The following is a 25412-nucleotide window of genomic DNA, read 5'->3' on the forward strand; positions in this document are numbered from 1 at the left end:
GAATCAAATCCCGCCCTTAAACCGGCATCTGCATGATGTCTTGATACGATTGAACCAGCTTGTTGCGCACCTGGGTCAGCGCCTGGAACGAGACGCTGGCTTTCTGCGACGCGATCATCACGTCGGTCAGGTCGACGCCGCTCTTGCCGATTTCGAATGCTGTGGCCAGTTGGTTGGAGGCCTGCTGGGTGTCGTTGACCTTGTTGATGGCCTGCCCGAGCATGTCGGCAAAATTGCTCGACCCCAGCTCAGGAGCCTGGACAGCCTTCGGCGCCGACATCGCGTCCATTTGCATGGCCCGCATGTCCAACATCAAACGATTGAATTCAACACCTTGGCTCATGGTCTTCTCTCTCCGACGGCCCGCATTTTTTTGACACTCATGCAGCGGGTGAACAGGACTTAGCAACAAGAGTGCCAGCTACGCCCGACAATTTGACAAAACGCTGATCCTGCACCTCAAAGCCCCGTGGCATAAAGGCTGGCCTCGACATCCATCCCGGCATCGCGCATCTGCGCCAATTTGTAGCGCAGGGTCCGCGGACTGATGCCAAGTCGCTCGGCGGCTTCCTTGCGGCGGCCGCGCTCGGCGCGAAGGGTGTCGATGATCATCTGGAACTCGTGCCGACGCAAGTCATCTCCAAGGCCACCCACATCCTGCGTCTCGCTCACCACCGCTGGCGCTGCAGCCCGCACAGGCTGTGGCGTCAGGGCTGGCAGCACGCCGGCGAGGCAAAAGTCAGCAGCAGCAATGACCCCACCCTGTTGCAAAATCAGCGCCCGCTGGATGGCGTTGTCCAATTCCCGCACATTGCCCGGCCACGGATAGCTTTGCAGGCAGGCCCGAGCCTCCTCCGACAGTCTGACGGGTGCGTGCTTCATTTTATTGACGTGGCGCAATAGCAAACGCTCGGCCAGTGGCAGAATATCGGCGCTCCGTTCTCTCAACGGGCGCCACGCCAACGGAAACACAGACAGACGATAGAACAAATCCTCGCGGAAACGCCCCGCCGCCACTTCGCCCGCCAGATCACGGTTGGTGGTGGCCACCACGCGGATATCCAGGGCAATCGGCTTGCGCCCACCAACCCGCTCCACTTCCCGCTCCTGCAACACGCGCAACAGCTTGGCCTGCAGGCCCAGCGGCATTTCGGAAATCTCATCAAGCAGCAGCGTGCCGCCATCGGCCTGCTCGAATTTGCCCGCCTGCGCGGCAATCGCGCCGGTGAACGAGCCCTTTTCGTGGCCGAACAGCGTGGCCTCGAGCATGTTGTCCGGAATCGCCGCACAGTTGATCGCCACGAATGGCTGGCTGGCCCGCAGCGACTGCTGATGGATATAGCGCGCCAGCACTTCTTTACCGGTCCCGGACTCGCCGGAAATCAGCACGGTGGATTCGCTGCGAGCGACCCGCGCCGCCAACTCCAGCAACTGCGCACTGGCCGGCTCGCATGCCACGGGCCCCTCGGCATCCGCGCCACTGACAGTACCGAGCGCGTGACGGGCAACCAGTTCCAGCAACGCACGCGGCTCGAACGGCTTGACCAGATAGTCCGCCGCGCCCTGGCGCATGGCATCCACCGCCCGCTCCACCGCCGCGTGAGCGGTCATCAGCAATACCGGCAACTGTGGCTGAGTGGCACGCAGGCGGGCGAGCAACTGGTGACCGTCCATGCCCGGCATGTTGACGTCACTGACCACCAGGCTGAAGGCTTCCTTCGAGACCGCTTCAAGGGCCTCTTCCGCAGAACCCACCGCGCAGTAAGTGAAACCGCCCAACTCCAGGGTGTCACCCAGGGCCTGACGCAGTGAACGGTCATCCTCGACCAGTAGCACCTTGATCCCGCTCATGCCGACACCTCCGGCGACGCACCCATCAACGGCAAGGTAATCGTGGCGCAGGTGCCGCGCCCCTGACGCGAACTCAGGTGCAACTCGCCGCGATGGGCCCGCGCAACCGCCTTGACCACCGCCAGGCCGAGGCCGGTGCCGGTGGATTTGGTGGTCAGGAAGGGTTCGCCCAGACGCTGGAGCAACACGCTGTCGATCCCCGGGCCCGCATCACTGACACACAAACGCAGGCTGTCATCACGACGATAGAGATGCACCTTGATCCGCGCCGGACCTTCGCTGGCCTGCAGGGCGTTTTCCACCAGATTGAGAACGGCGCCCACCAGGGTGTCGCGATTGCACAGCAGTTCGCCCAGATGGCTGTCGCACTGCCAGCGCACATTGTGCCCCTGCACTTGAACCTGCGCGGCCTGCTGCAGCGCCTGGAACAGTGCCTTGGGCGTCAGGCGATCGGTCAGCGGCAGTTCACCGCGCGCGAACACCAGCATGTCGCGCACCTGGCGCTCCAGCTCGTGCAGGCGCTCCTTGAGATTGCCGGCAAAACGCTGCTGGGTTTCCAGCGGCAACGCCTGTTCAGCAAGGTGGCTGGCATACAGCAGCGCCGCCGACAGCGGCGTGCGGATCTGATGGGCCAGTGAAGCGACCATACGACCCAGGGTCGACAACCGCTCATGGCGGGCCAGTTGATCCTGCAGGCGGCGGGTTTCAGTGAGGTCGTTGAGCAACACCAACTGGCCCGGTTCGGCATCGAGGGAGCGAGTGGCGATGGACAGGCGCCGGCCGTCGCGCAGCGACACTTCGTGACCGTCGTCCTCGCGCGGCGCGAAGCTGCGGGCGATCACCTGCCGCCACAACTCGCCCACCAGCGGTTCGCCCAGCAGTTCGCCAGCGGCCGGATTGGCCTCGCGCACCTTGCCGTGGCCATCGATAACGATGACGCCACCGGGCAACAGATCGAGCAAGTTCTGCAAACGATTGGCCAGCCGCTCCTTCTCCGCCAGCTCGGCCATGCGCTGCGCACTGACCACTGCCAGCTCGCCTTTCAGCTCGGTAACCCTCGCTTCAAGCAGGCTGTAGGACTGAGTGAGCTGACTGGACATCTGATCGAACAGGGCAAACGCCTGCTCCAGACCTTCGCGACCCTGCTGTTCGGCGACATCGGGGCGTGGCGGCTCAAGGGAGGTAGTGGCTGCGTGGGGCATCGTGCTCTCTCGCGTGGCTCACCGTCATAAAACGGTATGTTGAAAGCGGTATAGCAATAGCCATGCCGGAAACATTTTCGTCATGAAGGGAGTAAGCGAGGGGTGCCGACAAAGCCCGCAATGACGGGCATTTACCTCACAAAAAGAAAGGTTGCTTGAAGCAGAGCGCCCAGACGGAAGCCAGGCGGTGGGTGAGCAGGCGTCAATCCTCCGCCTGCTCGTCCCCTTCGCGACGGCTCATGCCGTACTTGCGCATTTTTTCCACCAGGGTGGTCCGACGAATCCGCAAACGCTCGGCGGCACGCGCCACGATACCGTTTGCATCGTCCAGCGCCTGTTGAATCAGGCCCTGCTCGAGACTGCCCAGGTAATCCTTCAGGTCCAGGCCTTCCGGCGGCAGCATGGCATTGGTCGGGAAGCTCGGCGTATGGCCGTTGATCGCCACGCGCTCTTCGAGGTCGGAGCGCAGGCTGTCCACCAGTTGCTCGTCTTCGTCGTCCACGTAACGGAACTTCTTTGGCAGCTCGGCCACACCGATCACGCCGTACGGATGCATGATCGCCATGCGCTCCACCAGGTTGGCCAGCTCGCGAACGTTGCCCGGCCAGCCATGCCGACACAGCGACATGATCGCCGCCGAATTGAAACGGATCGAACCACGCTTTTCGTGCTCCATCCGCGAGATCAATTCGTTCATCAGCAGCGGAATGTCTTCGACCCGCTCACGCAGCGGCGCCATCTCGATCGGGAAGACGTTGAGACGGTAGTACAGGTCTTCGCGGAACGAACCGACCTCGATCATGCTTTCGAGGTTCTTGTGGGTCGCAGCGATGATCCGCACGTCGATGCTCTGGGTCTTGTTGCTGCCCACGCGCTCGAAGGTGCGTTCCTGCAATACGCGCAGCAGCTTGACCTGCATCGGCAGCGGCATGTCGCCGATCTCGTCGAGGAACAGGGTGCCGCCATTGGCCAGCTCGAAGCGCCCGGCACGGCTGGTGATGGCGCCGGTGAAGGCACCCTTCTCATGGCCGAACAGTTCGCTTTCCAGCAACTCGGCCGGGATCGCACCGCAATTGACCGGTACGAACGGCGCTTCGCGGCGCTTGGAATGGTAATGCAGGTTACGCGCAACTACTTCCTTGCCCGTGCCGGACTCACCGAGGATCAGCACGCTGGCGTCGGTATCGGCCACCTGCTGCATCATCTGGCGAACATGCTGGATCGCCCGGCTGGTGCCGACCAGACTGCGGAACAGGTTGGGCTCGCGCTGCCGGCCACGCTCGCGCGCCTGGTCGTACATCTCGCGATAGACCTGGGCACGATGGAGCGAATCCAGCAATTTGCTGTAGCTCGGCGGCATTTCAAGGTTGGAGAGCACCCGGCGACGTAAGTCTTCGGGAAGCTCGGGCAAAGAATTTTCGCCCAAAAGCAGAACCGGAAGGAACTCATCCCAGGCAGCCACTGTCTTAAGCAAGCCCAACAAGCCTGCCGGAGCATTTACTGTCCCGAGAAGAACGCACAATACTTCACGGCTCGACGACAACGATTCGACAGCCTGCTGCCAGTCTTCACTGGAGCACGCCAGATTTTCTTCCCCAAGAAAATTCAGCACCACCGCCAGGTCACGGCGGCGAGCACTATCGTCATCGATCAAGAGAATTTTGGTTTCACGCCACATGCAATAGCAACTTCCCTAGTCAACTCGAGGCCCAGCGAGGGCATGCTCGACATCATTCCGACTGAACGGTCAGTGTTCCGACGTCTGAAATTAGAAAACAGCCACTAGTTAAGTCAAAAAACACTTCACAGTCAAATTTATGGCGCGCAACTGATTTTCGATCAACCGTCAGCGGTACAGATGGTATACCTTCGACGCCTGCTGCGCTTGCTTGATCTTCGACATCTCGTCAGCGATAGCCTGGCGCTCTTCGGTCGCCACATCGATCAATTGCCGATAGACCCCGAGCAGATCCTGCAGGTTATCCCGCAGCGCTTCTTCGTCGGACGGCTGCGCACTCAATACTTCATCCATGCAGGCACGGCAAGCCTGATCCAGCTCACCTACCGCCTCCCAATCCCGATTGGCCAATGCACCGACCAATGCGTCACGGGTTTCCTCGATTCGCTTGAGCACAGCACTCATCACGACATCCTCATTGCAACTGGTTATTGTGCGACAACCGCGTCCCACCCTTCCTTGACCGTGATCAACAGATCGGTCACCTCATCGAGCGCAGCGATGTCGTTCTTGAGGTTGGCATCGATCAGGCGGCGGTTCATATACAGGTAGAGCCCATCGAGACGCTCCAGTTCCGGCGTCATGTTGTCGCGATCCAGACCTTCGCGAAGACCGCCGATGATGCCGATGGCCTTGCCGATGGCAATGCCCTTGCCTGCGATATCATTGCGCTCGAGCGAGCCTTTTGCCTGGGCAACACGATCCAGGCCACCCTCCATCAGCATCTGCACCAGGCGGTGCGGGCTGGCTTCAGAGGTCTGGGCCTGTGCACTGATTTTCTGATACTGCCGAAGGGCCAACATCGGATTCATGCGTGTACCTCACCACAATTGCTGTATGACCGGGCTATCGACCCCGCGTCAAAAAACTTTAAGGAAGATGCAAAAAGCCCGACATGCTGGTATGGCACTGCCGGGCTTTTGGCGTCAGTCAGTAGATCAGGACGACTTGGACTGAGCGGCCATCGCCTCGAAGATCGAAGTGATGTTGTCGCGCTGGGCGTTGAGTTTGCCCACCAGAGTGTCCATGGTGTTGTACTTCTTGGTCAACGACGCGGTCATCGCAGTAACCCGTGCATCCAGCGACGACTGCTGCAAGGTCAGGCTCTTTTTCGCCTGCTCGAGAATCTTGGAGCGGTCGTCCAGCAAGCCGCCGGATTTCGAATAGGGGTCCAACGCCGAGGTCATGCGGGCCAAAAGACCGTCATCTCCGCCGAACAGCGCCTGAATACCACCACCCAGCTTCTGCACTTCCACAGCCTTGGTGAACTTGGTGGCGTCCAGTTCAAGCAGGCCGGTTTCCTGAACAGTGTTGATGCCCAACTGCGACAGCACCTGCAAGTTATCGCTACCCCCAGCCGGCACTACCAACTGGTCACGCAGGGTCTTGAGCATGTTGCGAGCCGCCGAGTCACCCGACAGCGCAGGCGCGGTACCCATCGTGCCGTCGGCGTTCTTGGTCGCCTGACTGAGGCTGGTGACCGTCTTGACCAGCGTATTGTAGGCATCCACGAACGACTGCACCGACTTCTTCAGGCCTTCGGTGTTGGTGCCCACGGTGACGGTGGTTTCGCCTTTGGCAACCAGGTCAATCGTCAGGCCACTTACCGCATTTTCGACCTTGTTCGACTTGCTGGTGAGTACCATACCGTCGATTTCGAATTTCGCATCCTTGGCCAGCTCAGTAATGAAGCCCGCGCCAGTGCCAGACATTTTCTGGGTGCCGTCGATTTGCAGCTCGGGAATGCCGTCAACGGAAATATCGGAATCCAGGCCGGTATTAGTCGAGGTCAAAACCAGGCGAGAGCCAGTGCCATCATTGATGATGTTGGCCATGATGCCTTTGTTGTTGACCTGGCCATTGATGGTGTCGCGCACCGATTGCAGCGTGGCATTCGGGCCGATCTCGACCGTGTAGTCCTGGTCGCCCTGCGAAATGGTCAATACACCTTCGCTGATCGCGTCGGCACTGGAACCAAAACGCTGGCTGGCAACTTTCGACGCCGTTGCCAGCTCGGTCACCTTGACGCTGTACATGCCGCCGACAGCGCCGTTACCGGCGGTTGCCTTGACGGTCTTTTCATCCGCGCTGGTCGCGTTGTAGGCAAGGAACTGTGGCGAAGTGGTGCTGCTCAGCTTTTCAAGGGCGGTCTTGTAGGCAGCCAATGCGCTTTTCAGACTGCCGATCGCCGAGATCGTCGCCGTGTTGGACTTGGTTTGCCGATCGATCTGGCTCTGTTTAGGCGTTTTTTCGGCGTCAACCAAGGCCTTTACAATCGCACTGGTATCCAGGCCACTACCCAGACCCAGGGCCGGCAGAATTGGACTTGCCATGTTTCTCTCCTTTTTTGGTTCACGCCAAACGCTTGACCATTACCGCACGAGCCGCAAACCCTTCAATTTTCGTACCGCCTTCAGACCTTTTCGTCGAATAGAAGGCTGTTTACGTCATGCAGGCTTTTCGCCAATTCCAGCGCCGTTTGCGATGGAATCTGCCGAATGACCTCACCGCTGTCGCGAGCAACTACCTTCACGACGACGGTTCCGGTGGAATCATCCACCGAGAATTCCAGGTTGCGTTGCAACGACTGGACAAAATCCTGGATTTCCTTGACCGCTGATTGCAACTCAGTGGCATCGGATTCTTTTTCTGTCGCTACGGCTGACAGGGACGGCTTGTTGTAGACCTTGTCGGACGCACCTTGTTCAGCAGTCTTGTCGTGCTGAGCCGCGGTCGTCGAGGCCGGATAAGACGCATTCAATCTGACGCTTATGTCCATCGCCCATCACCTCCAAAGTAAAAGGCGAGGAAATGCTCACGCACCCCCTCGCCGAACTTCATCGCGCTATTACTGAAGCAGTTTCAGTACGGCGGATGGCAGTTGGTTGGCCTGGGCCAGAACTGCGGTGGACGCTTGCTGCAGAGTTTGCTGCTTGGTCAGCTGAGCAGTTTCTGCTGCGAAGTCGGTGTCCTGAACGCGGCCTTGAGCGGCGGTGGCGTTCTCAGCCATGCTTTGCAGGTTGTTGATGGTGCTCTGGAAACGGTTCTGAACAGCACCGAGTTCCGATTTCTTGTCGTCGATCTTCTGCAGAGCAGCGTCGATGGCGGTGATAGCAGCGTCAACCGAGGTGTGTACAGCGGAGTCGGAAGTACCCGAGATCGCCAGAGTACCGGTACCGACCGCCAGGGTCGAAGCGGCGAAGCTGGTGCTCATTACAACGCTGATGACCTGGTCAGTACCGGTCATTGCGCCGACCTGGAACTGCATGGTGCCAGCACTGGCGTCCAGCAGGTGTTTGCTGGTGCCGTAGGTGGTGGACGAAGCGATACGAGTGATCTCGTCGGACTTGGCCGCGAACTCTTTGTTCAGAGCAGCGCGTTCAGTGGTGCCGTTGGAGTCGTTACGCGATTGCAGAGCCAGTTCACGCATACGCTGCAGGATGTTGGTCATTTCAGACAGAGCGCCTTCAGCGGTCTGAGTGATCGAAACACCGTCGTTGGCGTTTTTGATGGCTACGGCCGAACCGGTAACCATGGTTTGCAGCTTGTTGGCGATCTGCTGACCAGCGGCGTCGTCTTTAGCGCTGTTGATGCGCAGGCCGGACGACAGACGAGTCATGGAGGTGCTCAGGCTGTCGGAAGCGCGGTTCAGGTTCTTCTGGACGGCCAGGGAGGTAGTGTTGGTGTTTACGGTTAATGCCATGACGAATTCCTCGTTGGATGGATACTGCGGCTTCCGGCCCTGGCATCCGCCGGGTGTGGCCTAGAGAACCTTCGTAATGTTTATCGTCGGGTTTTCAGGTTGCTTGAGGGTTTTTTCAAAAAAAAGTGCCATCACCCAGCCACCCCTTGCAAATCAGGCACTTGCCGGAAGCCACCAGCGCCGCGAGCGGCGAACGCACTGTGATGGCCATCACACTTTCAGGCGGAAGCTGTCCGCTCGATCAATTCCAGCAACTCGTATTCCAGGTTATCGGCTACGCAAAGCCAGTCCTGGCGCTGCTGCGCGGCAAGGATCTGCGCCAGCAGCGTCGCGGATTGCGCCTGCAGCGCCTGGGGCGCGCGCTCGAACAGCGGCATCACCGCCTCGAACAGGCTGACCATTTCCACTGCCGCCTCCACGTCCCGTCCCAGACGGAACAGCCCCGCGCACTGATGTGCGGCTTGCTGGCAGGCGGTCATGGGCAGAACTCCTGGTCAAAGCGCGCGCCGGCGATCAAGGCCCCGGCACGACTGGTATTGAAGAACGCCACCTCAGGGTGACGGGCAATGAAGCGCTCCAGCTCGATCAGGTAGCCACGGAAATTCAGTTGTGTGCGCACCCGCTGGCCATGCCCATCCAGCACCCAGTGGCGCGCTACGGCCAGTTGCGGGCCAAGATCGCCGTCATTCCAGCCGGTGTGGGTGCGGTTCATCGGGAAAGCGAAGTCGGCGCCGAACAGGGTGATGCGGCTCACGCCCATCTTCACCGCCAGGTCCACCGCCGGATGAATGACGCTGCCGCCTACGAACAGGTGCCCGCGGGGGATGTCGTCGCGCACCCGGTCGTACAGGGCGCTATCGGAATAGGCGGCATAGCGCGGCCCCTGCCACGCCGCCAGCGTGTCGACGTCGAGCATCGGCATGTACACCAGCGCGGTTCGCGCCGAGGCCTCAGGCGGCAGGTGATGCAGGCGGATCTTGTGATCGACGCTGACCACTATGTCCGGCTCGATGCCGGCCGCCAGCAAGGGCTTGTAGGCCGTGTCGACGCAAATGAACAGCGGCCGCCCTGGCTGCTCGCGAAGATGCCGCAGCGCCGGCAGATGGCCCTGCAGGGTCGGCCCGGTGGCGATCACCAGGACGCCCTCCCCCGCTCGGCTACCGAACAGCTCGGCCACGTCGCGGTCGGCCTGCAGCAGCGGCAGGCTTTGATCGAGCAACGCCACCAGCGCCGGGTCGGCGACATCGAAATTGCGGTTGTTGTAGGTCAGGTGAACTTCGCCGATCAGGCGGTCACGGACCTTGGCATTGAAATCGTCGGCCAGCACCAACTCGGCCGGCAGGGCGAAGAATGGCAGGGCGATTTCCGCGGCATCGCCGGCATACGCCAGTTCGACACGCGGATCGGCGAGCCACGCGCACTGGTCGAGCAGTTGCAGGACCAGCTTGAACACGGCGCCATTGAGAATATGAACGTGCAGATGGCGTAGCGAAGGACGCCGCAGCAGCTCGGCCTGGAGATCACCGAGACCGGTACCGTAGAGATGCAACACGGGGCTGTCGTCGGGCAGGCTGGCAGCCTGGAAACGCGCCTCGGCGAGACGGTCATGGCGACTGGTGAGCTGAACACCGTCAACCGTCAGGGTCGAGCCCAGCCCTTCAGTCAGTACCGCGTCGACCTTGTCGCTGTCTTCACGTATCAGGCGATCGAACAGCGACGGCCAGCGGGCCTGGATAATGTCGGCGTTGCGCTGGAAAAATTCGCTCATTGGTTGAGCATCCCTTGCCTGCGAAACGCCTGAGATTACCCCAGCAAGCGGCTTTAAGCAGCCACCGCGATCAAGGCCGGTGGAGAATCGCCGAGCCCCACGACAGGCCAACACCGAAGCCGCTCAGGGCCACTCGCTGCCAGGTGGTATCCAGGGCGTGCTTTTCCAGCAGCAGCGGGATGCTCGACGACACGGTATTGCCGGTCTCGACCATGTCCTTGACGAACTTCTCCGGCTTGTCTTCGAAGCGGCGGGCGACCGCATCGACGATAGCCGCGCTGCCCTGGTGGATGCAGAACGCGTCGATATCGTCGGCGCTGAGGCCGGAGCGCTCAAGCAACTCGTGCAGGTGCGCCGGCACCTTGAGCAGGGCGAAGTTGAACACCTGGCGGCCGTTCATGAAGAACACGCCATCGCTGACCTTCAGGTGCGGCGCACCGGAACCGTCGGTGCCGAAGGCGGACTTGCCCAGCGCCCAGACCGGGTCTTCACCCATCCAGGTGGCAGTGGCGGCATCGCCGAACAGCATGGTGGTGTTGCGGTCTTCCGGATCGACGATCTTGGAGTACGGATCGGCGGTCACCAGCAGGCCGTTCTTCAGGCCGGTGGCTTCCATGAAACCCTTGAGCGCGTAGATGCCGTAGACGTAGCCGGAGCAGCCGAGGGAAATGTCGAACGCCGCGACATGGGTCGGCAGGCCAAGCTTGTCCTGGACGATTGCCGCGGTGTGAGGAAGACCTTCGGCGTCACCGTTCTGGGTGACGACGATCAGCGCATCGATGGAATCGCGCGACAGCTCGGGGTTCGCGGCGAACAGTGCGTTGACCGCTTCGACGCACAGGTCGGAGGTCTCTTGTTCGTCGGATTTGCGCGGCAGGAAGGCCGAGCCGATCTTGCCAAGGATGAAATCCTCATCCTTACCGAATTTGGCGCCTTGTGCGTAGTTGTCCAGGCCCGCAGCCGGAACGTAGCTCGCAATGCTTTTTATGCCAATCATCATGGCTTCCCAATAAATAACCGCTAGATATCACCGCTCGCACGATTCGAGGGGCGCCAGAAAACAGGGATTCCCGCTGCCCGATCACTTGGACGGCAGTGGAAATGGTGGTGACACGGCCGCCACTCCCATCAACGATAGAGACACAGATGTCCGGTCTGACCGATAGGTCACGGATTTTCACAGACAATGGCATATTTTCCTAGGGCGTGCCGCCCCAGGCTGCGTGGCAGACGGGCGGCAGCCCTACTCCACCAGCGACCAGTCCAGCGCGGTTCCACGGGCAAGTGGCTGCCGGGCCTTGCGCCCGAGCAGGGATTCCAGGTGCTTGGGCGCAAGGCCGAGCCCCGGACGAATGGCGCGCACATTGCTCTGATCGAAGACCTCGCCAGCCGCCATCTCACGCACCACATACAACGAACGTCGATAACGCCGCGAGGCCTCTTCAGCCTGGCTCGCGCCATAGCGCACCTGACCCAGCGACTGCCAGGCCCGCTCGCTCTCCTGCACCAGGCAGGCCAATTCCGCCGGCTCCAGCGAGAACGCCGCGTCCACCCCGCCCTCGGCGCGACTGAGGGTGAAATGCTTTTCCACCACACTGGCGCCCAGCGCCACGGCGGCCACCGCAGCGCCCACGCCCAGGGTGTGGTCAGACAGCCCGACCTCGCAGCCGAACAGTTCACGCAGGTGCGGAATGGTCCGCACGTTGCTGTTCTCGGGGCTCGCCGGGTAGGTACTGGTGCACTTGAGCAGCACCAGGTCCCGGCAGCCGGCCTGCCGCGCCGCGCGCACGGTTTCATCCAGCTCGGCGAGGCTGGCCATGCCGGTGGAGATGATCATTGGCTTGCCGGTGGCTGCCACCTTGCGGATCAGCGGCAAGTCGGTGTTTTCGAAACTGGCGATCTTGTAGGCCGGCACGTCGAAGCTTTCGAGAAAGTCCACCGCGCTCTCATCGAACGGTGTGGAGAACGCCAGCATGCCCAGCTCACGGGCGCGCCGGAAAATCGGCGCGTGCCACTCCCACGGGGTGTACGCCTGCTGGTACAGCGAATACAGCGAGGAGCCGGCCCAGAGGCTGTTCTTGTCTTCGATGAAGAACTCGCCGTGGCTCAGGTCGAGGGTCATGGTGTCGGCGGTGTAGGTCTGCAGCTTCAGGGCATGGGCGCCGGCTTTGGCAGCGGCCTCGACGATCTGCAAGGCGCGCTCCAGCGACTGGTTGTGATTGCCGCTCATCTCGGCGATCACCAGGGGCGCGGCATCGACGCCGACACGACGCTGACCGATGTCAAAACTGCTCATGCTGAGAATCCTTCAATACCTGTTCGAAATGGCCCGCGGCCTGTGTATAACCCGCCGCCTGGAACAGCGCCAGCGCCACCCGCTGCGCACCCAGGCCATCCACCAGTTCCATGCCGCGCGCGGCAAAATGTTGACGCTGCGGCAGATTGCCCAGCAACCCGGCAATTGCCTGATGCAGCGCCACCACCGTGACCTGTTCTGCCGGCCCCAGGTACAGGTGCAGACCCGCCTGCGCCAGCGCCTCGGCGTTGGCGTACTGGTTTGGCGCGACGCCGATACACAGGCTCGGCAGGCCGATGGCCGCACGCTCCCAGGTGGTCCCGCCGCCAGCACCGATGAACAAGGTGGCTGCGGCCATGCGCTCGGGCAGGTCGTTGACGAAATTCAGCAACGTCCAGCCAGGATGACGGGCGACCAGTGATTGCAATGCCGCGAGATCCGGACTGGAGTGCCCGGCAATGCACTGCACCTCGACGCCTTCGAGCCCGTCCAGCGCCTGCAAGGTGCGCAAGGTCATGCCGGCCTGGTCGAAGCCACCAAAGCTCACCAGCACCCGGCTCGGACCTGCTTGCGCGGCCGGACGAAGCTCGCGGAACGCCGGGCGCAGCAACGCATGCCGCGGCCCCGCCAGTATCTGGCAGGCCGCTGGCACCCACCCGTGGTAAAGCGCCGCGCTGGCAGTGAAATTCTGGTCCAGCAGCAAGTCGCAGTCGTGCGGCCGGTCGGCCAGGTCGTCGATGGCCATGACCCGCCGCCCCCAGCAACGCGCCGCGGACTCCCAGCGGGCATCGAGTTGGTAATGATCGACAAGAATCCAGTCGAAACACGCCTCGGTCGGCAGCAGCGCCTGCAACGCCGGAATCTCGTCCGGCGTATCGGCGGGCAGGCTGAACACCTCATGCCCGGCCGCGGCGATCCTCTGCATCTGATGCCCCGGCAACGCGCGGCAGGCGAAGCTGATCTGTGCGCCCCCGGACGCCAGCGCCTGCGCCAGCGTCAGGCATCGAGCAACATGGCCGATACCCAGGTGGCTGCCAGCATCGGCGCGAAACAGTACCTTCAACCCTGCAGTTCCCCCGCCGCCAACAACGCGGCGTACAGGTACTCGACACGTCGCCAGTCGTCTTCGGTATCGATGTCCTGGACCAGATGTCGCGGCAAGATCACCGGCAGGCTCTGCTCGGAAAACGGCCCGTTTCCACGCAGCCAGGCGTCGGTTCTTCCCCAGTAGAACTGGCCGGCATCCTGATAGGCGTGGGGCAAGTCCTGGGAACGGGTGTCACGGTACTGCGGATAAAGGGGCGTCAACGCGCCCTCTTCGGTCAAGGTCAACGCCCGCTGAACCGGAAAACCTGCACTGCACACGGAAAATGCGAAGGAGCCCTCGGGCTGATCCAGCAGCGCCTCGTACCCGGATCGCAGGTAACGCTGCTGCAACAAGGGGGCGGTGGCGTAGATACAGCACGCCAGATCCACTTTTTGCCCTTGCTCAGCCAGTGTCTGCACGGCATGGACGATGACCGACGCGGTAGTGGCATGATCATCTGCCAGCGCTTTGGGGCGGGTGAACGGCACCTCGGCGCCGTAGCTCAGCGCGATATCGGCGATGCGTGGATCGTCGGTGCTGACCACCACACGCTCGAACAGACCACTGCCCAGAGCCGCCCGGATCGAGTAAGCGATGATGGGCTCGCCCCTGAACAGCTTGAGGTTCTTGTACGGAATTCGCTTGCTGTCACCACGGGCGGGAATGATCGCTATCGCAACGTCACTCATGCCCGGTCCGCCTCTGCGACCAGCAATGCGCGCAGGGTGTCTACCACACGGTCCTGCTGCGCTTCGCTCAATTGCGGGAAGAGCGGCAAGGTAATGGCCTGGCGGTAATAGCGTTCCGCTTCAGGGAAATCACCGGGCGCAAAGCCCAGGGCCTGGTAATAGGGCTGCAGGTGAATCGGAATGTAATGCAGGTTGACCTGGATACCGGCCGCACGCATGCCATCGAACACGGCGCGATGGCTCCCTTCCAGGCGGCCCTGCAACCGCACCACATACAGGTGCCAGGCCGACTCGGCCTTCGCCTGGGCCACCGGCAACTGCAGCGGCAAATCGGCAAGCAGTCGTTGATAACGGGCAGCCAGAAAACGCCGGCGCTCCAGGAATTCATCCAGCCGGCGCAATTGCGACAGCCCAAGGGCGGCCTGCACATCGCACATCCGGTAATTGAAACCCAGGTCGACCTGCTGGTAGTACCAGTTGCCGTGCGCGGGCTCGGTCATCTCCTCAGGGTTGCGAGTAATGCCATGACTACGCAAGGAGCGCAGTTGCCGCGCCAGCGCCGGGTCGTTGCACAAGACCATGCCACCTTCACCGCTGGTAATGATCTTGACCGGATGGAAACTGAAAACCGTCATGTCGGCATAACGACCGCTTCCCACGGGTTCACCGGCATAGCTGGCACCGAAGGCATGCGCGGCGTCCTCGATCACACGGAAACCGTATTTGCGGGCCAACCGGGCAATTTCAGCCATGTCGCAGCTCTGCCCGGAAAAGGCGACCGCCACCAGCACCTTGGGCAACCGATCCGCAGCCTCGGCCTGTTCCAGCTTGGTCGCCAGTGCGCGGACATCGATATTCCAGGTCAGCACGTCGATGTCGACGAAATCCACCTCGGCACCGCAATACCGTGCGCAATTGGCCGAAGCGACGAAACTGTTCGGGCTGGTCCACAGCCAGTCACCCGCGCCAAGCCCCGCCGCCAGGCAGGCCAGATGCAGCCCGGCAGTGGCATTGCTCACCGCTACCGCGAAGGTTGCCTGACAACGCTCGGCGACTGCCTGTTCGAAGCGCTCGAGCACCGGCCCCTGGGTCAGCCAGTCGGAACGCAAGACCTCGACGACCGCGTCGATGTCTGCCTGATCAACATTCTGCCGCCCGTAGGGAATCACCTCTGTACCCGCAAGCGCCAGCAGCCCACCCGGATTGGCGACGGCGGCGGCTTTCGGGTTTTTCCCGGTCCGCCCTTTGAGCCGGTCGTGGCGGTCCGCGCCGAGGCCCACATCAACCTCGGCAGCACCGGGCGTCGTCTCGTGGACAAGGCGCTCGGTGAACTCCAGGGACATTCGGGTGTTGACCAAAGGAATCATTGCGTTCTCGGAACAGAGGTTCGGATTGTCATGAAGCACGGGGGAGACCAGGCTCTCCGTCAGTTCGGCGGGCACAGTGATGAGCGTGCGATTGAAAGCACCAGCACTGCTGGAACTGAGGGGTGACTTGTCGTCGAACATGCCTGGATCCTTGCTGGGTCGTCGCCGGCATGCGCTGGCGACGACCTGGACTTGCTGTGGTCAGGGACCGGGATCAACGTTTTTCTGACCCCTGCCCTGTTTATGCAAGCCCGAAGCAAGATACAGGCCACTCGCTGGCCGCGGCGCGGGCTCAGCCGACCAGGCTTTTCCAGTCGAAGGCGGCGCTGGCCGGCTTCAGGCTGCGGCCATGGGCAGCGCTCTGCCACAGGCCGGCCCACTTCTGTCGCAACGCGGCAAGCGCGGCGGCATCGTCCGGCAAGTGGCCCGGATGGAGCACCTGGACCTGCGGCGTCCACACGGTCAGCAGTCCGGCGTCGGCGACTTTCAGGCACAGGTCGACATCGGCATAGCTGTCGGCGAACTCACCTTCGTCCAGCCCGCCCAGCGCCCGGAAGACCTCGGTACGCACCATCAGGCACGCAGCCGACACCGCCGGGTAGTTCTGCTCGACACCCGCCTGGCCGAGGTAACCGGTTTCGTCCTTGGGCAGCCCGACATGGGCCGCCACGACCTGACCTCCTGCGGCGAGCAACAGGCCGCCCTGGGTGACCTTGCCTTCGCCATCCACCAGCTTGGCACCGACCACACCGACCTCCTGGCGCTGGGCCTGGTTGAGCAGTGCTTCCAGCCAGTTGGCATTGACCACCTCGGCATCGGCCGACAGCAGCACCAGGTACTCACCGCTGGCTTCGGCGCTGGCGGCATTGACCAGCGCCGCGGCGCTGAGACGCTGCGGGCTTTGCAGCACGCGCACGCGGCCGCCGGCCTGCTGCAATTGCTCCAGCCATTGCAGGTGCTGCGGCGACTGGCTGGCGTTGTCGGCGATCAGCACTTCGTAGCGCAGGTAGCGGGTGCGTTGCAGCACGCTGTCCAGGCAACGTTGCAGCGCCGCCTGGTTGTCTTCGCTGTGCAGGATGATCGACACCTGCGGCCGCTCCATATGGCGGTAGTCGATGCGCAAGGCGCCCGGGAAGGCCGAGCTGACCTGCGCCTTGTAGCCGCGGGTGGCGAGGTGCCGGGCCAGTGTCTGGCGCGCGTGCTCATTGTGCTTGAGCTGCGGAGCGTTGCTGACCAGCACCGGTTCGTCCAGGTGCGCCAGACCGTTCAGGCCACCCTGTTCGATCAGGCGCAGCAACAGGTCGTATTCCAGCGCGTCGCTGTACTCGCGGGCAAAGCCACCGGCCTCGACCAGCACTTCGCGGCGCACCAGCCAGTGCCGCGCCATCATCAGCGGCAGGCTTTGCAGCAAGTCGAGGTTGATGCCCGGGCGAAGCATTTCGCGCCACGCACCACCGACCAACTGCTGGATTTCATCCACCGCCACGGCGCGGCACTCCGGCGCGTCGAGCAGTTCCAGGCCCGCCCGCAGCAGACCGGTGGAGGTGAACTCGTCACCGGCCTCGGCCAGCATCAGCCACTCGCAAGAAGTCTGCCGGGCGATCTGGTTGATCTTGTCGACGTAGTCGTCCTGGCTGACCCGGACGAAGTGCACGGTGTTGTGCAGCGACGTCACCGCCGGCAGCGCCGCGGTGGTGAACACCACCACGCGGAACGACCGGCTCAGGCCGCTGAGCAGGCTGTCGAAGGTTGCCTGCAACTTGCTCTCGTCGTGGTTCAGGTCCAGCAGCAGGATGCCGAACTGCGGCCCGCCCTGATGCTGCGCCAAATGGGCGGTGATCGCCTCCTGGCTGGCGTCGTCGGGGCGCCGCGCCTCCAGCCAGTCGAGCATCTGCCCGGACGGCTGGGCGCTGAGCAGCGCGCGACCGGCGTCGCTGGTGACCGACTCAAGACGCCGGGCCCAGGCGGACAGGCGCTGCACCTCGTCGGCCTCGCCGTTGTCCTGCAGCAGTTCGATCAGGCGCTTGACCACCTTGAGGTTGTAGGCACCGCAATCCAGCGCTTTGCGCGCACGGTCGATGACCACATCGATGTGCTCGCCGGCGTTCACCCGCAACAGGCGCTCCTGCGTCAGCCAGATCGGCTCCAGCTCTTCAAGCTGCAAGCGGCCGGCCGGCATGGCGTGGAGAAGGAATTCGATTTCGCTCAGGTGATCGAAGAACGGCTTGTTGTAGAACGGCAGGTCGACGTACTGGGTCGGCAGGAAGTGCCGCTTCGATGGCTCACCCATGCCCGTCAGGATCGACGACAAGATCGGCTCGATGATCAGCGAGCGACCGGCCGCCAGCCCTTCGTACATATGCGCGAAAGTCTGCAGGGCGAAGGCGCGAATGTCCTCGCGCTCACCCTTGAGCGGCGTATCCAGCCCGGCCAGGACATCGGCGAATTCCTCGCGACTGGCCACCGAAGCCGGGTCCGGCAAGGCCAGGGCGTAGGTCACCTCGGTGTTGTGCTCCGAGGTGCCATAGTTGGCCTCGCGCACCGCGTAGGGAATCGGCAGCATCCGCGCCTTGGCGCTGGCCAGCAGGAAGTACGTGTGGCTGACTTCCAGCCATTCGAAGCGCAACGCGTCGGGAATCTGCGCGGCCCAATCCTGCAGCAGCGCGGTGCGGGTCACGGCGTAGAACGGCGGGATAAAGGCGTACAGGTAATCGAGCACGCGCTGGCGCGGGTCTTCGCTGTCGAAGTCTTCGCGGGCGATCTTCTTGTCGCGGCGGTAGTAGTTGGTGTGCCCGGACTCGGCCAGGTACATCATGCTGTAGCCCTGGCACATGCCGTAGTCGGCGTGGGCTTCGAGGAAGTCCAGGGACTCGGCGATGGCCTCGGTCAGGATGAAGTCGTCGTCAGCCACCAGCGCCACGTAGGGCGTTTTCACCAGGCTCAGGCCGTGCTTGATCTTGGCCTGGAAGCCGCGGTAGTTGAACTGCGGCAGGTGCTGGTAATCAACTCGCGGGAAGCGGCTGGCGATGTCCGCGACAGGCTCGGGGGACGAGTCCAGCACCAGCAGGGTGCCGGGGAAATCCTTGTAGTACTGCAAGGCACGGCGCAGGAAGGCCGGGCGTTTGTGGGTCAGCAGAACGAGGGTGAAGTGCTCGCGCAGGGCGGTGCTTTGCATATCTGTACCTACAGGGATTCTGTGGTGATCTTTTGGGCCGAACCGCAGCGATTGGCCGAGAGTTCAGTAAAAATCAGCGAACCCGGCGCAGATACCCGTCCGGCGCCACGCTCAGCAGCAGTTTGTCCTGCATCTGCTGGTCGATTTCGAAGTCGGTGTTTTCCTTCAGGTACTCCCAGACCGCAGTCTTCGGGTTGTCACCCGGGCCCCACGGACGGTCCGGGAAGAATTCCGCCGGCATGTCCTCGACCACGGTGTCCATCACCACGCAGTAGCTGTCCACCGCCACCAGCGGCGCATAGGCACGCAGTTCGGCGAGAACGTGGTCGTGGGTGTGGTTGGAGTCCAGTACCAGGATGACTTTCTTGCCTTCGGCGATCGCGCGCACCTGGGCGATGGTCGCCTCATCGATGCTCGAACCTTCGATCATGGAAATGCGCTTGCTCATCGGGTGCGACTCGATGGCCTCGCGGTTGTGCGGGCGAATGTCGCGGTCGATGCCCAGCACTTCGCCGTGGCCCTGCAGTTCCAGCAGCGAGGCGTAGTAAATGATCGAGCCGCCGTGGGCGATGCCGCACTCGACGATCAGGTCCGGCTTGACCCGCCAGATGATCTCCTGCATCGCCAGCATGTCCTGCGGCAACTGGATGATCGGGCGGCCCATCCACGAGAAGTGGTAGCTGTACTTGTGCTTTGCCGACTCGTTGAAGAAGTCGCGGGCCAGGCCCTTGAGGTTTTCATCCTGGCCCTGGGCGGCGATTTCGGCCTGGCACTCGGCTTCGAAGGCTTTGTTAACGTCGGTCATGGTGCTGTCTCTTCGGATAGTCATTGAAATGCGGCGCTGTCGACGGCGTGATAGACAAAACGGCCATCGGTCATGCGGCGGATTTCCTCGAGGTAGTTGGAATTCATCACGAACAGGTGGGCGCCGTCGGGCAAGGCGGCCATGGCCTCTTGCGGCGAGGACACCCGCGCGCCGCTGAGCGGCAGGTAGCGGCCCTGCTTGGCCGGGTTGATATCGACCACTTGATCGACCGCAACCCCGGCACGCTGAAGGAACAGCGAATAAATAACGCCCTTGGACGATGCGCCCCAGATTGCCGAGCCGCGCTCGCCGTCACGGCGCACGATGTCCACCGCGCGGGCCAGGCTGGCGCTGAAATCGTCCGGCAGGCGCAGCGGCTCGACGCTGCTGGCGTCCAGCTCACGCAAGCTGGCGAGGTCGGCGACGATGTACAGGTACTGCCCGCCGAACAGCCGCCCGGCTTCCAGCACACGGCCGAAGGCACGCTGCAGGTCGGCGAGACGGAAGTAATTGACGTGCTCGTAGAACAGGTCGAACCAGGCCTTGTGCTCGATGATCCAGTCCAGGCAGGGCACTTCGATGTAGATCAGGCCGCTGCCACCGTTGGCCTTGGCGATCTCGCCGAGGAAGCTCATCGGATCCTCGATGTGCTCCAGCACATGGCGCAGCACGATGGCTTCGGCGCGCAGGTCCAGTTCAGCGGTGAACGGCGCCTTGATCACATCCGGGTTGTCACCTTCGTAGGCCGGGTCGATGCCGGTCACCGCATAGCCGCGCTCGCGCAGCAATTCGAGGAACCAGCCCTTGCCGCAGCCCACTTCGATCAGGCTGCGCCCGCTGAAGTGACGGGCGACCACCGCCTCGACGTCGTCGAGATGGCGCTGGAACTGCCCGGAATGGGCCTGTTCGTTCTGGTAGTCGCTGTCGTAGCTGAGCTTGTCGGCATCGAAGGCGTCATTGAAGACCAGGCCGGTGCGGCTGTCCTGCACCAGGCGCATGTCGGCGCCGGCACTGGCGCGGGCGCTGGCGGCATCGGCGAAGGTGCGGTTCTGCAACACCGGCAGGTCGGTGGCGCGGTACAACTCATGCTTCATGTTCTGCTCCCAACAGGTCGCGCAGGCGTCGGGCATCACCCCAGAACGCCATCGGCTCGTGCGCCGGATAAGGGTAGTGACCGAGGTTCAGGGCGATACGCGACCCGCGTGCGGCGCAGTGGCGTTCCACCAGGTTGCGCACGGAGACGGGCTGGCCGCGGCAGACATTGACCACACCGCTGAAATCGCGCTGTTGCAACAGCGCCGCGAGATGGGCCGCGACGGTTTCGATGGGCAGGAAGTCGCGCAGTTGCTCGCCGCCGGACATGTCGAAGCGCTCGGCACCGCTGTCGATGGCGCGGTCGAGCGCCGCCAACAAACTGTTGGGGTTCTGCCCCGGCCCATGCAGGTAGAACAGCCGCGCCCACTGCAAGGCGAACGGCACCTGCTGGCGCAAGGTCTCGAGGAACAGCCTGAGGCTGTGCTTGGCCAGGCCGTAGGCATTGGCAGGCCGGCATTCCACGGTTTCGTCCAGCGGCCCGCTTTGCAGGCCGTATTCGAAGCAGGTGCCGGTGACCTGCACCTGCCCTACCCCGCTCTCAACCGCACGCTTGATAAAGGCGTAGTCGGCCATCAGGTTGTGTTCGAGGTGGAACAGCCCCTGGTAGTTGGGCAACCCCGGCCAGGCCAGGTGTACCAGCGCGTCGACACCCTCGCACAGCGCGGCGACGTCCAGCAGCGGATCATGGATATCGGCGGCGACGAATTCGACCTGGTCGAACCACGCCAGGCGCTTCGCCGGCTCCACCTGTCGCGCCACCGCCCGCACCTGGAAACCCCGCGCCAGCAGCGCCGCAACCAGGTGCTGGCCAACGAAGCCGCTGGCACCGGTCACCAGTACCGTCGGCGCACTCACAGGACCGTCAACTCCGGCACGGCAATCACGAAGCGGCCGCCCCACTCGCGCACCCGCGCTTGTTGCTCGCTGACTTCGCTGAGCAGGTTCCACGGCAGCACCAGCACGTAGTCAGGTTGCTCGATGGCCAGGCGCTCCGGTGCGACCACCGGAATGCGGCTGCCCGGCAGGAATTTGCCCTGCTTGTGCGGGTTGGCATCGGCCACCCAGGCCAGCAGATCAGCACGCACGCCGGCGTAGTTGAGCAGCGTGTTGCCCTTGGCCGCAGCGCCGTAACCGACCACCCGCTTGCCCTCGGCGCGGGCCTGCAGCAGGAAGCGCAGCAACTGGTGCTTGATGCGTTCGGCGGCCGGGGCGAGGGTCGCGTAGAAGCCCGCGGTGGTCACGCCGACCTTGTCTTCGATTTCCAGCAAGCGCTGCACCGCTGGCAGAGTCGCCTGGGGTCCACCGGCACGCTGGACGAAGACCCGCAGCGAGCCGCCATGGGTCGGCAATTCCTGCACGTCGAAGATCGCCAGGCCGTTGCGTGCGCAAAGCGTCTGCACGGCGGTCAGCGACAGGTAGGAATAGTGCTCGTGGTAGAGCGTGTCGAACTGGTGCTCGGCCATCAGGCTGAGCAGGTGCGGGAATTCGAAGGTGGCGACGCCGGCCGGCTTGAGCAAGGTGGCGAAGCCGCGCAGGAAGTCGTTGATGTCCGGGACATGCGCCAGCACGTTGTTGGCCGCCATCAGGTCGGCTGCCCAACCCTCCTCCCGCAGTTGGCGGGCGCTCTGCTCGCCGAAGAACAGCTCGCGGATTTCCAGACCCTTTTCCCGCGCCGCCTGGGCGGTGCTGCGGGTCGGCTCGACGCCGAGGCAGGCAATGCCGCGGGCAGCGACGAACTGCAACAGGTAACCGTCGTTGGCGGCAATCTCCACCACCCGACTGTCCGCGCCGAGGCCGAAGCGCGCGGCCATGTCCTCGACGTACTGCCGGGCATGGGCCAGCCACGAACTGGAGTAGGAACTGAAATACGCGTAGTCGGCATCGAACAGGGTGTCGGCGCGGGTGTAATCCTCGGTCTGCACCAGCCAGCACTGCTGGCACACGCCGACTTTCAGCGGCACCCAGGCCTCGGCCTGCGCCAGTTGCTCGGCGCGCAGGTAGGCGTTGGACGGCGGCGCGGTGCCCAGGTCGATCAACGGCAGGCTCAGCGCTGTGCCACAGCCACGGCAGTTCATGCATGCACTCCGGTGAAATGGTGATCCAGCCAGGGATGGGCGGCATCCCGGGCCGACAGATTCTTGACAGGTAGCGGCCAGTCGATCGCCAGCCGCGGGTCATGCACCGACAGCCCGCCTTCGCGGCCCGGCGCGTAGTCGGCGCTGTGCAGGTAGAGCAACTCGGCTTCCTCACTGAGCACCTGAAAGCCGTGGGCGAAACCGGCCGGGATCAGCAGGCTGCGGCCGTCGCCGGCGCTCAGGTATTCGGCATGCCAGTGCAGGAAGGTCGGCGAGCCGCTGCGCAGGTCCACCGCCACGTCCCACACCTCGCCGCGCAGGCAGGTAATGAGCTTGGCTTCCGGGGTGTCGCCCTGCTGGTAATGCAAGCCGCGCACGGAGCCGGCGCCGAGGGTCTGCGAATGGTTGATCTGGCGCACATGGAACGGCGCGCCCAATTCGCTCAGGCCGCCTTCGCAAAACAGCCGGGCGAACTGGCCACGGGCATCGCCGTGGCGCTTGTGCTGCACGCTGAACAGCCCCGCCAGTGGCAGGGATTGCAACAGCAGGTCGCTCACGACAGCTCCGCGTACAGGTTCAGTTGGTCGAGGGTGACGGCCCTCAAGTCATCGCCGCGCTTCCACGCCAGGTGCCATTCCAGGGTGTGCTCCAGGCATTCGCGCAGCGACCAGCGGGTGCGCCAGCCGAGCAGTTGCCGGGCACGGCCACTGTCCAGACGCAGGACACCGGCTTCGTGCAGCTCGCTCGGCTCGACCCGCATACCCGGCGCGTCCGGCCATTGCCGGGACAAGTGGGTGACGACATCGCCGACGCTGCACATATCGCCTTCGTTCGGGCCGAAGTTCCAGGCGCCGGAAAACTCCGGGCCGTTGCTGTACAGCCGGTGCGCCAGCAGCAGGTAGCCGGCCAGCGGCTCCAGGGCGTGCTGCCACGGACGGACCGCCTGTGGATAACGCAGGATCACCGGCTCGCCGGCGGACCACGCCTTGAGCACATCGGGAATCAGCCGCTCGGCGGCGAAGTCGCCGCCACCGAGCACGTTGCCGGCCCGCGCCGTGGCCAGGGCCAGGCCGTGCTCGGCGTGGCTTGCCGGCGGGAAGAAGGACGCGGTGTACGACTGCGCCAACAGTTCGCAACAGGCCTTGCTGCTGCTGTAGGGATCATGCCCGCCCAGCGCTTCGTTCTCGCGGTACGGCCACGGCCATTCCTGGTTGGCGTAGACCTTGTCGGTAGTGACCAGCACCACCGAGCGCACGCCGCCGATCTGGCGGATCGCTTCGAGCAGGTTGAGGGTGCCGATGACGTTGCTGGAATAGGTGCCCAGCGGATCGCGGTACGCCTCGCGCACCAGCGGTTGTGCGGCCAGGTGCAGGACGATTTCCGGCTTGGCCTCGGCCACCACTTCCAGCAGCGCGCCGAGGTCACGCAGGTCACCGCGGACATCCTTGATGTCGCGGCCGACGTTGGCCAGTTCGAACAGGCTCGGCTCGGTGGCGGGGTCGAGGGCGAAGCCGGTGACCTCCGCCCCCAGCTCACGCAGCCACAGCGCCAGCCAACTGCCCTTGAAGCCGGTGTGGCCAGTCAGCAGGACGCGCTTGCCTTCCCAGAATTCACGACTCACGCCCACTGTTTCCATGGTGCCTCCCCGCTCTGCCAGAGTTGTTCCAGGTGATTCTTGTCGCGCAGGGTGTCCATCGGATGCCAGAAGCCGTCGTGCTGGAACGCCTGCAACTGGTCTTCTGCGGCCAGTTGGATCAGCGGCTCGGATTCCCAGGAGGTCTGGTCGTCGGCGATATACGGCAGCACCTTCGGCGAAAGCACGAAGAAGCCGCCGTTGATCCAGCCGCCATCACCGCGTGGTTTTTCGATGAAGCCGCTGACCTTGTCGCCGTCACGCTCCAGCGCGCCGTAGCGTCCGGGCGGTTGCACCGCGGTGACCGTGGCGAGCTTGCCGTGCTCCAAATGGAAATCCACCAGCGCGCCGATGTTGATGTCTGATACGCCATCGCCGTAGGTGAAGCAGAACGCCTGTTCGCCTTCCAGGTAACGCGAAGCGCGGCGCAGACGGCCGCCGGTCATGGTTTCTTCCCCGGTATCGACCAGGGTGACGCGCCAGGGCTCGCTGTAGTTCTGATGGACGTCCATGCGGTTGTTGCACATGTCGAACGTGACGTCGGAGGTATGCAGGAAGTAGTTGGCGAAGAAGTCCTTGATCGCGTAGCCCTTGTAGCCGAGGCAGATCACGAAGTCGTGGATCCCGTGGGCCGAGTACTGCTTCATGATGTGCCAGAGAATTGGCTTCCCGCCGATCTCGATCATCGGCTTGGGTTTGAGGTGCGACTCTTCGCTGATGCGCGTGCCCAGTCCACCGGCCAGTATTACCGCCTTCATGTCATCCCCTCTCGTTCGTCACCGGCCCGCGCGCGGCGGGCCGTCCTTATAAATCCCGCATGGCGTGGCAGCGCGGGATTTATGGCGATATCAGAGGGGACTTGCAGGAAACGCGCCAGCTTGGATGGCTGACTTGGCGCGGCAAGGGTGGTGCGTTTGGGGCATGCCTG

The 25412-nt window shown here is 63.2% G+C and carries 24 protein-coding genes; all 24 read right to left on the bottom strand.

Annotated features, from left to right (window positions below):
- Positions 1-16: 16 nt before the first annotated feature.
- The gene (gene fliE / locus NTD88_RS11910) at positions 17-343 is read right to left on the bottom strand and encodes a flagellar hook-basal body complex protein FliE (protein WP_095156957.1); all 327 of its coding nucleotides are present in this window, start codon (positions 341-343) and stop codon (positions 17-19) included.
- A gap of 116 nt (positions 344-459) precedes the next feature.
- Entirely contained in the window at positions 460-1851 is a 1392-nt protein-coding gene (locus tag NTD88_RS11915; RefSeq protein ID WP_262156305.1) for a sigma-54-dependent transcriptional regulator, read from the bottom strand.
- Positions 1848-3053 carry a sensor histidine kinase gene (locus tag NTD88_RS11920; RefSeq protein WP_095156955.1) on the bottom strand — a complete coding sequence of 402 codons (1206 nt, stop codon included), beginning with the start codon at positions 3051-3053 and terminating at the stop codon, positions 1848-1850. Before NTD88_RS11920 ends, NTD88_RS11915 begins: the two co-directional genes overlap by 4 nt.
- A 202-nt stretch (positions 3054-3255) precedes the next feature.
- On the bottom strand, positions 3256-4731 hold the full coding sequence (fleQ, locus tag NTD88_RS11925) for a transcriptional regulator FleQ (protein ID WP_095156954.1): 1476 nt from the start codon (positions 4729-4731) through the stop codon (positions 3256-3258).
- Between the two features lie 168 nt (positions 4732-4899).
- Positions 4900-5196, bottom strand: a complete 297-nt coding sequence (gene fliT / locus NTD88_RS11930; protein WP_095156953.1) for a flagellar protein FliT — start codon at positions 5194-5196, stop codon at positions 4900-4902.
- 23 nt (positions 5197-5219) lie between these two features.
- Positions 5220-5603 (bottom strand): flagellar export chaperone FliS, encoded by a 384-nt coding sequence (gene fliS / locus NTD88_RS11935; RefSeq protein ID WP_095156952.1) that lies wholly within the window; start codon positions 5601-5603, stop codon positions 5220-5222.
- Between the two features lie 126 nt (positions 5604-5729).
- Positions 5730-7124 (bottom strand): flagellar filament capping protein FliD, encoded by a 1395-nt coding sequence (fliD, locus tag NTD88_RS11940; RefSeq protein WP_262156304.1) that lies wholly within the window; start codon positions 7122-7124, stop codon positions 5730-5732.
- Between the two features lie 80 nt (positions 7125-7204).
- Entirely contained in the window at positions 7205-7570 is a 366-nt protein-coding gene (locus tag NTD88_RS11945) for a flagellar protein FlaG (protein ID WP_095156950.1), read from the bottom strand.
- A 69-nt stretch (positions 7571-7639) separates the two neighbouring features.
- Positions 7640-8494 (bottom strand): flagellin domain-containing protein, encoded by an 855-nt coding sequence (locus NTD88_RS11950; RefSeq protein WP_095156949.1) that lies wholly within the window; start codon positions 8492-8494, stop codon positions 7640-7642.
- 218 nt (positions 8495-8712) lie between these two features.
- Positions 8713-8973 (bottom strand): hypothetical protein, encoded by a 261-nt coding sequence (locus NTD88_RS11955; protein WP_095156948.1) that lies wholly within the window; start codon positions 8971-8973, stop codon positions 8713-8715.
- The gene (locus NTD88_RS11960) at positions 8970-10262 is read right to left on the bottom strand and encodes a motility associated factor glycosyltransferase family protein (RefSeq protein WP_262156303.1); all 1293 of its coding nucleotides are present in this window, start codon (positions 10260-10262) and stop codon (positions 8970-8972) included. Before NTD88_RS11960 ends, NTD88_RS11955 begins: the two co-directional genes overlap by 4 nt.
- Before the next feature lie 70 nt (positions 10263-10332).
- Positions 10333-11259, bottom strand: coding sequence for a ketoacyl-ACP synthase III (locus NTD88_RS11965; RefSeq protein ID WP_095156946.1), 927 nt, complete (start codon positions 11257-11259; stop codon positions 10333-10335).
- A 246-nt stretch (positions 11260-11505) separates the two neighbouring features.
- Entirely contained in the window at positions 11506-12558 is a 1053-nt protein-coding gene (gene pseI / locus NTD88_RS11970; RefSeq protein WP_262156302.1) for a pseudaminic acid synthase, read from the bottom strand.
- A complete protein-coding gene (gene pseG, locus NTD88_RS11975) occupies positions 12545-13621 on the bottom strand; it encodes a UDP-2,4-diacetamido-2,4,6-trideoxy-beta-L-altropyranose hydrolase (protein WP_262156301.1) in 1077 nt (358 codons plus the stop codon). The genes pseI and pseG overlap by 14 nt, the downstream gene beginning before the upstream one ends.
- Entirely contained in the window at positions 13618-14334 is a 717-nt protein-coding gene (gene pseF / locus NTD88_RS11980) for a pseudaminic acid cytidylyltransferase (RefSeq protein ID WP_262156300.1), read from the bottom strand. Before pseF ends, pseG begins: the two co-directional genes overlap by 4 nt.
- Positions 14331-15503 carry a UDP-4-amino-4,6-dideoxy-N-acetyl-beta-L-altrosamine transaminase gene (gene pseC, locus NTD88_RS11985; protein ID WP_262156310.1) on the bottom strand — a complete coding sequence of 391 codons (1173 nt, stop codon included), beginning with the start codon at positions 15501-15503 and terminating at the stop codon, positions 14331-14333. Before pseC ends, pseF begins: the two co-directional genes overlap by 4 nt.
- Positions 15504-15993: 490 nt before the next feature.
- Complete coding sequence (locus tag NTD88_RS11990; protein ID WP_262156299.1) at positions 15994-18876, bottom strand: TIGR00180 family glycosyltransferase; 2883 nt, start codon at positions 18874-18876, stop codon at positions 15994-15996.
- A 73-nt stretch (positions 18877-18949) separates the two neighbouring features.
- Positions 18950-19681, bottom strand: coding sequence for a cephalosporin hydroxylase family protein (locus tag NTD88_RS11995; protein ID WP_095156941.1), 732 nt, complete (start codon positions 19679-19681; stop codon positions 18950-18952).
- A gap of 20 nt (positions 19682-19701) precedes the next feature.
- Positions 19702-20775, bottom strand: a complete 1074-nt coding sequence (locus NTD88_RS12000) for a class I SAM-dependent methyltransferase (protein ID WP_262156298.1) — start codon at positions 20773-20775, stop codon at positions 19702-19704.
- Entirely contained in the window at positions 20765-21631 is an 867-nt protein-coding gene (locus tag NTD88_RS12005; RefSeq protein ID WP_262156297.1) for an NAD-dependent epimerase/dehydratase family protein, read from the bottom strand. The genes NTD88_RS12000 and NTD88_RS12005 overlap by 11 nt, the downstream gene beginning before the upstream one ends.
- Positions 21628-22851 (bottom strand): class I SAM-dependent methyltransferase, encoded by a 1224-nt coding sequence (locus NTD88_RS12010; protein WP_262156296.1) that lies wholly within the window; start codon positions 22849-22851, stop codon positions 21628-21630. The genes NTD88_RS12005 and NTD88_RS12010 overlap by 4 nt, the downstream gene beginning before the upstream one ends.
- On the bottom strand, positions 22848-23408 hold the full coding sequence (locus NTD88_RS12015; protein ID WP_095156937.1) for a dTDP-4-dehydrorhamnose 3,5-epimerase family protein: 561 nt from the start codon (positions 23406-23408) through the stop codon (positions 22848-22850). Before NTD88_RS12015 ends, NTD88_RS12010 begins: the two co-directional genes overlap by 4 nt.
- Entirely contained in the window at positions 23405-24487 is a 1083-nt protein-coding gene (gene rfbG / locus NTD88_RS12020; RefSeq protein ID WP_095156936.1) for a CDP-glucose 4,6-dehydratase, read from the bottom strand. The genes NTD88_RS12015 and rfbG overlap by 4 nt, the downstream gene beginning before the upstream one ends.
- Positions 24469-25242 (bottom strand): glucose-1-phosphate cytidylyltransferase, encoded by a 774-nt coding sequence (rfbF, locus tag NTD88_RS12025; protein WP_095156935.1) that lies wholly within the window; start codon positions 25240-25242, stop codon positions 24469-24471. The genes rfbG and rfbF overlap by 19 nt, the downstream gene beginning before the upstream one ends.
- Positions 25243-25412 lie beyond the last annotated feature (170 nt).

The sequence above is a fragment of the Pseudomonas sp. 20P_3.2_Bac5 genome (assembly GCF_025466035.1).
GTDB lineage: Bacteria > Pseudomonadota > Gammaproteobacteria > Pseudomonadales > Pseudomonadaceae > Aquipseudomonas.

Bases quoted from the DNA above. Each gene is read 5' to 3' on its own strand.
- pseF (WP_262156300.1), bottom strand. From the start codon at position 14,334: ATGAGTGACGTTGCGATAGCGATCATTCCCGCCCGTGGTGACAGCAAG.
- fleQ (WP_095156954.1), bottom strand. From the start codon at position 4,731: ATGTGGCGTGAAACCAAAATTCTCTTGATCGATGACGATAGTGCTCGC.
- pseI (WP_262156302.1), bottom strand. From the start codon at position 12,558: ATGAGCAGTTTTGACATCGGTCAGCGTCGTGTCGGCGTCGATGCCGCG.
- rfbF (WP_095156935.1), bottom strand. From the start codon at position 25,242: ATGAAGGCGGTAATACTGGCCGGTGGACTGGGCACGCGCATCAGCGAA.
- NTD88_RS11995 (WP_095156941.1), bottom strand. From the start codon at position 19,681: ATGACCGACGTTAACAAAGCCTTCGAAGCCGAGTGCCAGGCCGAAATC.
- NTD88_RS11920 (WP_095156955.1), bottom strand. From the start codon at position 3,053: ATGCCCCACGCAGCCACTACCTCCCTTGAGCCGCCACGCCCCGATGTC.
- fliT (WP_095156953.1), bottom strand. From the start codon at position 5,196: ATGAGTGCTGTGCTCAAGCGAATCGAGGAAACCCGTGACGCATTGGTC.
- NTD88_RS12010 (WP_262156296.1), bottom strand. From the start codon at position 22,851: ATGAACTGCCGTGGCTGTGGCACAGCGCTGAGCCTGCCGTTGATCGAC.
- NTD88_RS11960 (WP_262156303.1), bottom strand. From the start codon at position 10,262: ATGAGCGAATTTTTCCAGCGCAACGCCGACATTATCCAGGCCCGCTGG.
- NTD88_RS11990 (WP_262156299.1), bottom strand. From the start codon at position 18,876: ATGCAAAGCACCGCCCTGCGCGAGCACTTCACCCTCGTTCTGCTGACC.
- rfbG (WP_095156936.1), bottom strand. From the start codon at position 24,487: ATGGAAACAGTGGGCGTGAGTCGTGAATTCTGGGAAGGCAAGCGCGTC.
- fliD (WP_262156304.1), bottom strand. From the start codon at position 7,124: ATGGCAAGTCCAATTCTGCCGGCCCTGGGTCTGGGTAGTGGCCTGGAT.
- NTD88_RS11965 (WP_095156946.1), bottom strand. From the start codon at position 11,259: ATGATTGGCATAAAAAGCATTGCGAGCTACGTTCCGGCTGCGGGCCTG.
- NTD88_RS12000 (WP_262156298.1), bottom strand. From the start codon at position 20,775: ATGAAGCATGAGTTGTACCGCGCCACCGACCTGCCGGTGTTGCAGAAC.
- NTD88_RS11945 (WP_095156950.1), bottom strand. From the start codon at position 7,570: ATGGACATAAGCGTCAGATTGAATGCGTCTTATCCGGCCTCGACGACC.
- NTD88_RS11955 (WP_095156948.1), bottom strand. From the start codon at position 8,973: ATGACCGCCTGCCAGCAAGCCGCACATCAGTGCGCGGGGCTGTTCCGT.
- fliS (WP_095156952.1), bottom strand. From the start codon at position 5,603: ATGAATCCGATGTTGGCCCTTCGGCAGTATCAGAAAATCAGTGCACAG.
- NTD88_RS11950 (WP_095156949.1), bottom strand. From the start codon at position 8,494: ATGGCATTAACCGTAAACACCAACACTACCTCCCTGGCCGTCCAGAAG.
- fliE (WP_095156957.1), bottom strand. From the start codon at position 343: ATGAGCCAAGGTGTTGAATTCAATCGTTTGATGTTGGACATGCGGGCC.
- NTD88_RS11915 (WP_262156305.1), bottom strand. From the start codon at position 1,851: ATGAGCGGGATCAAGGTGCTACTGGTCGAGGATGACCGTTCACTGCGT.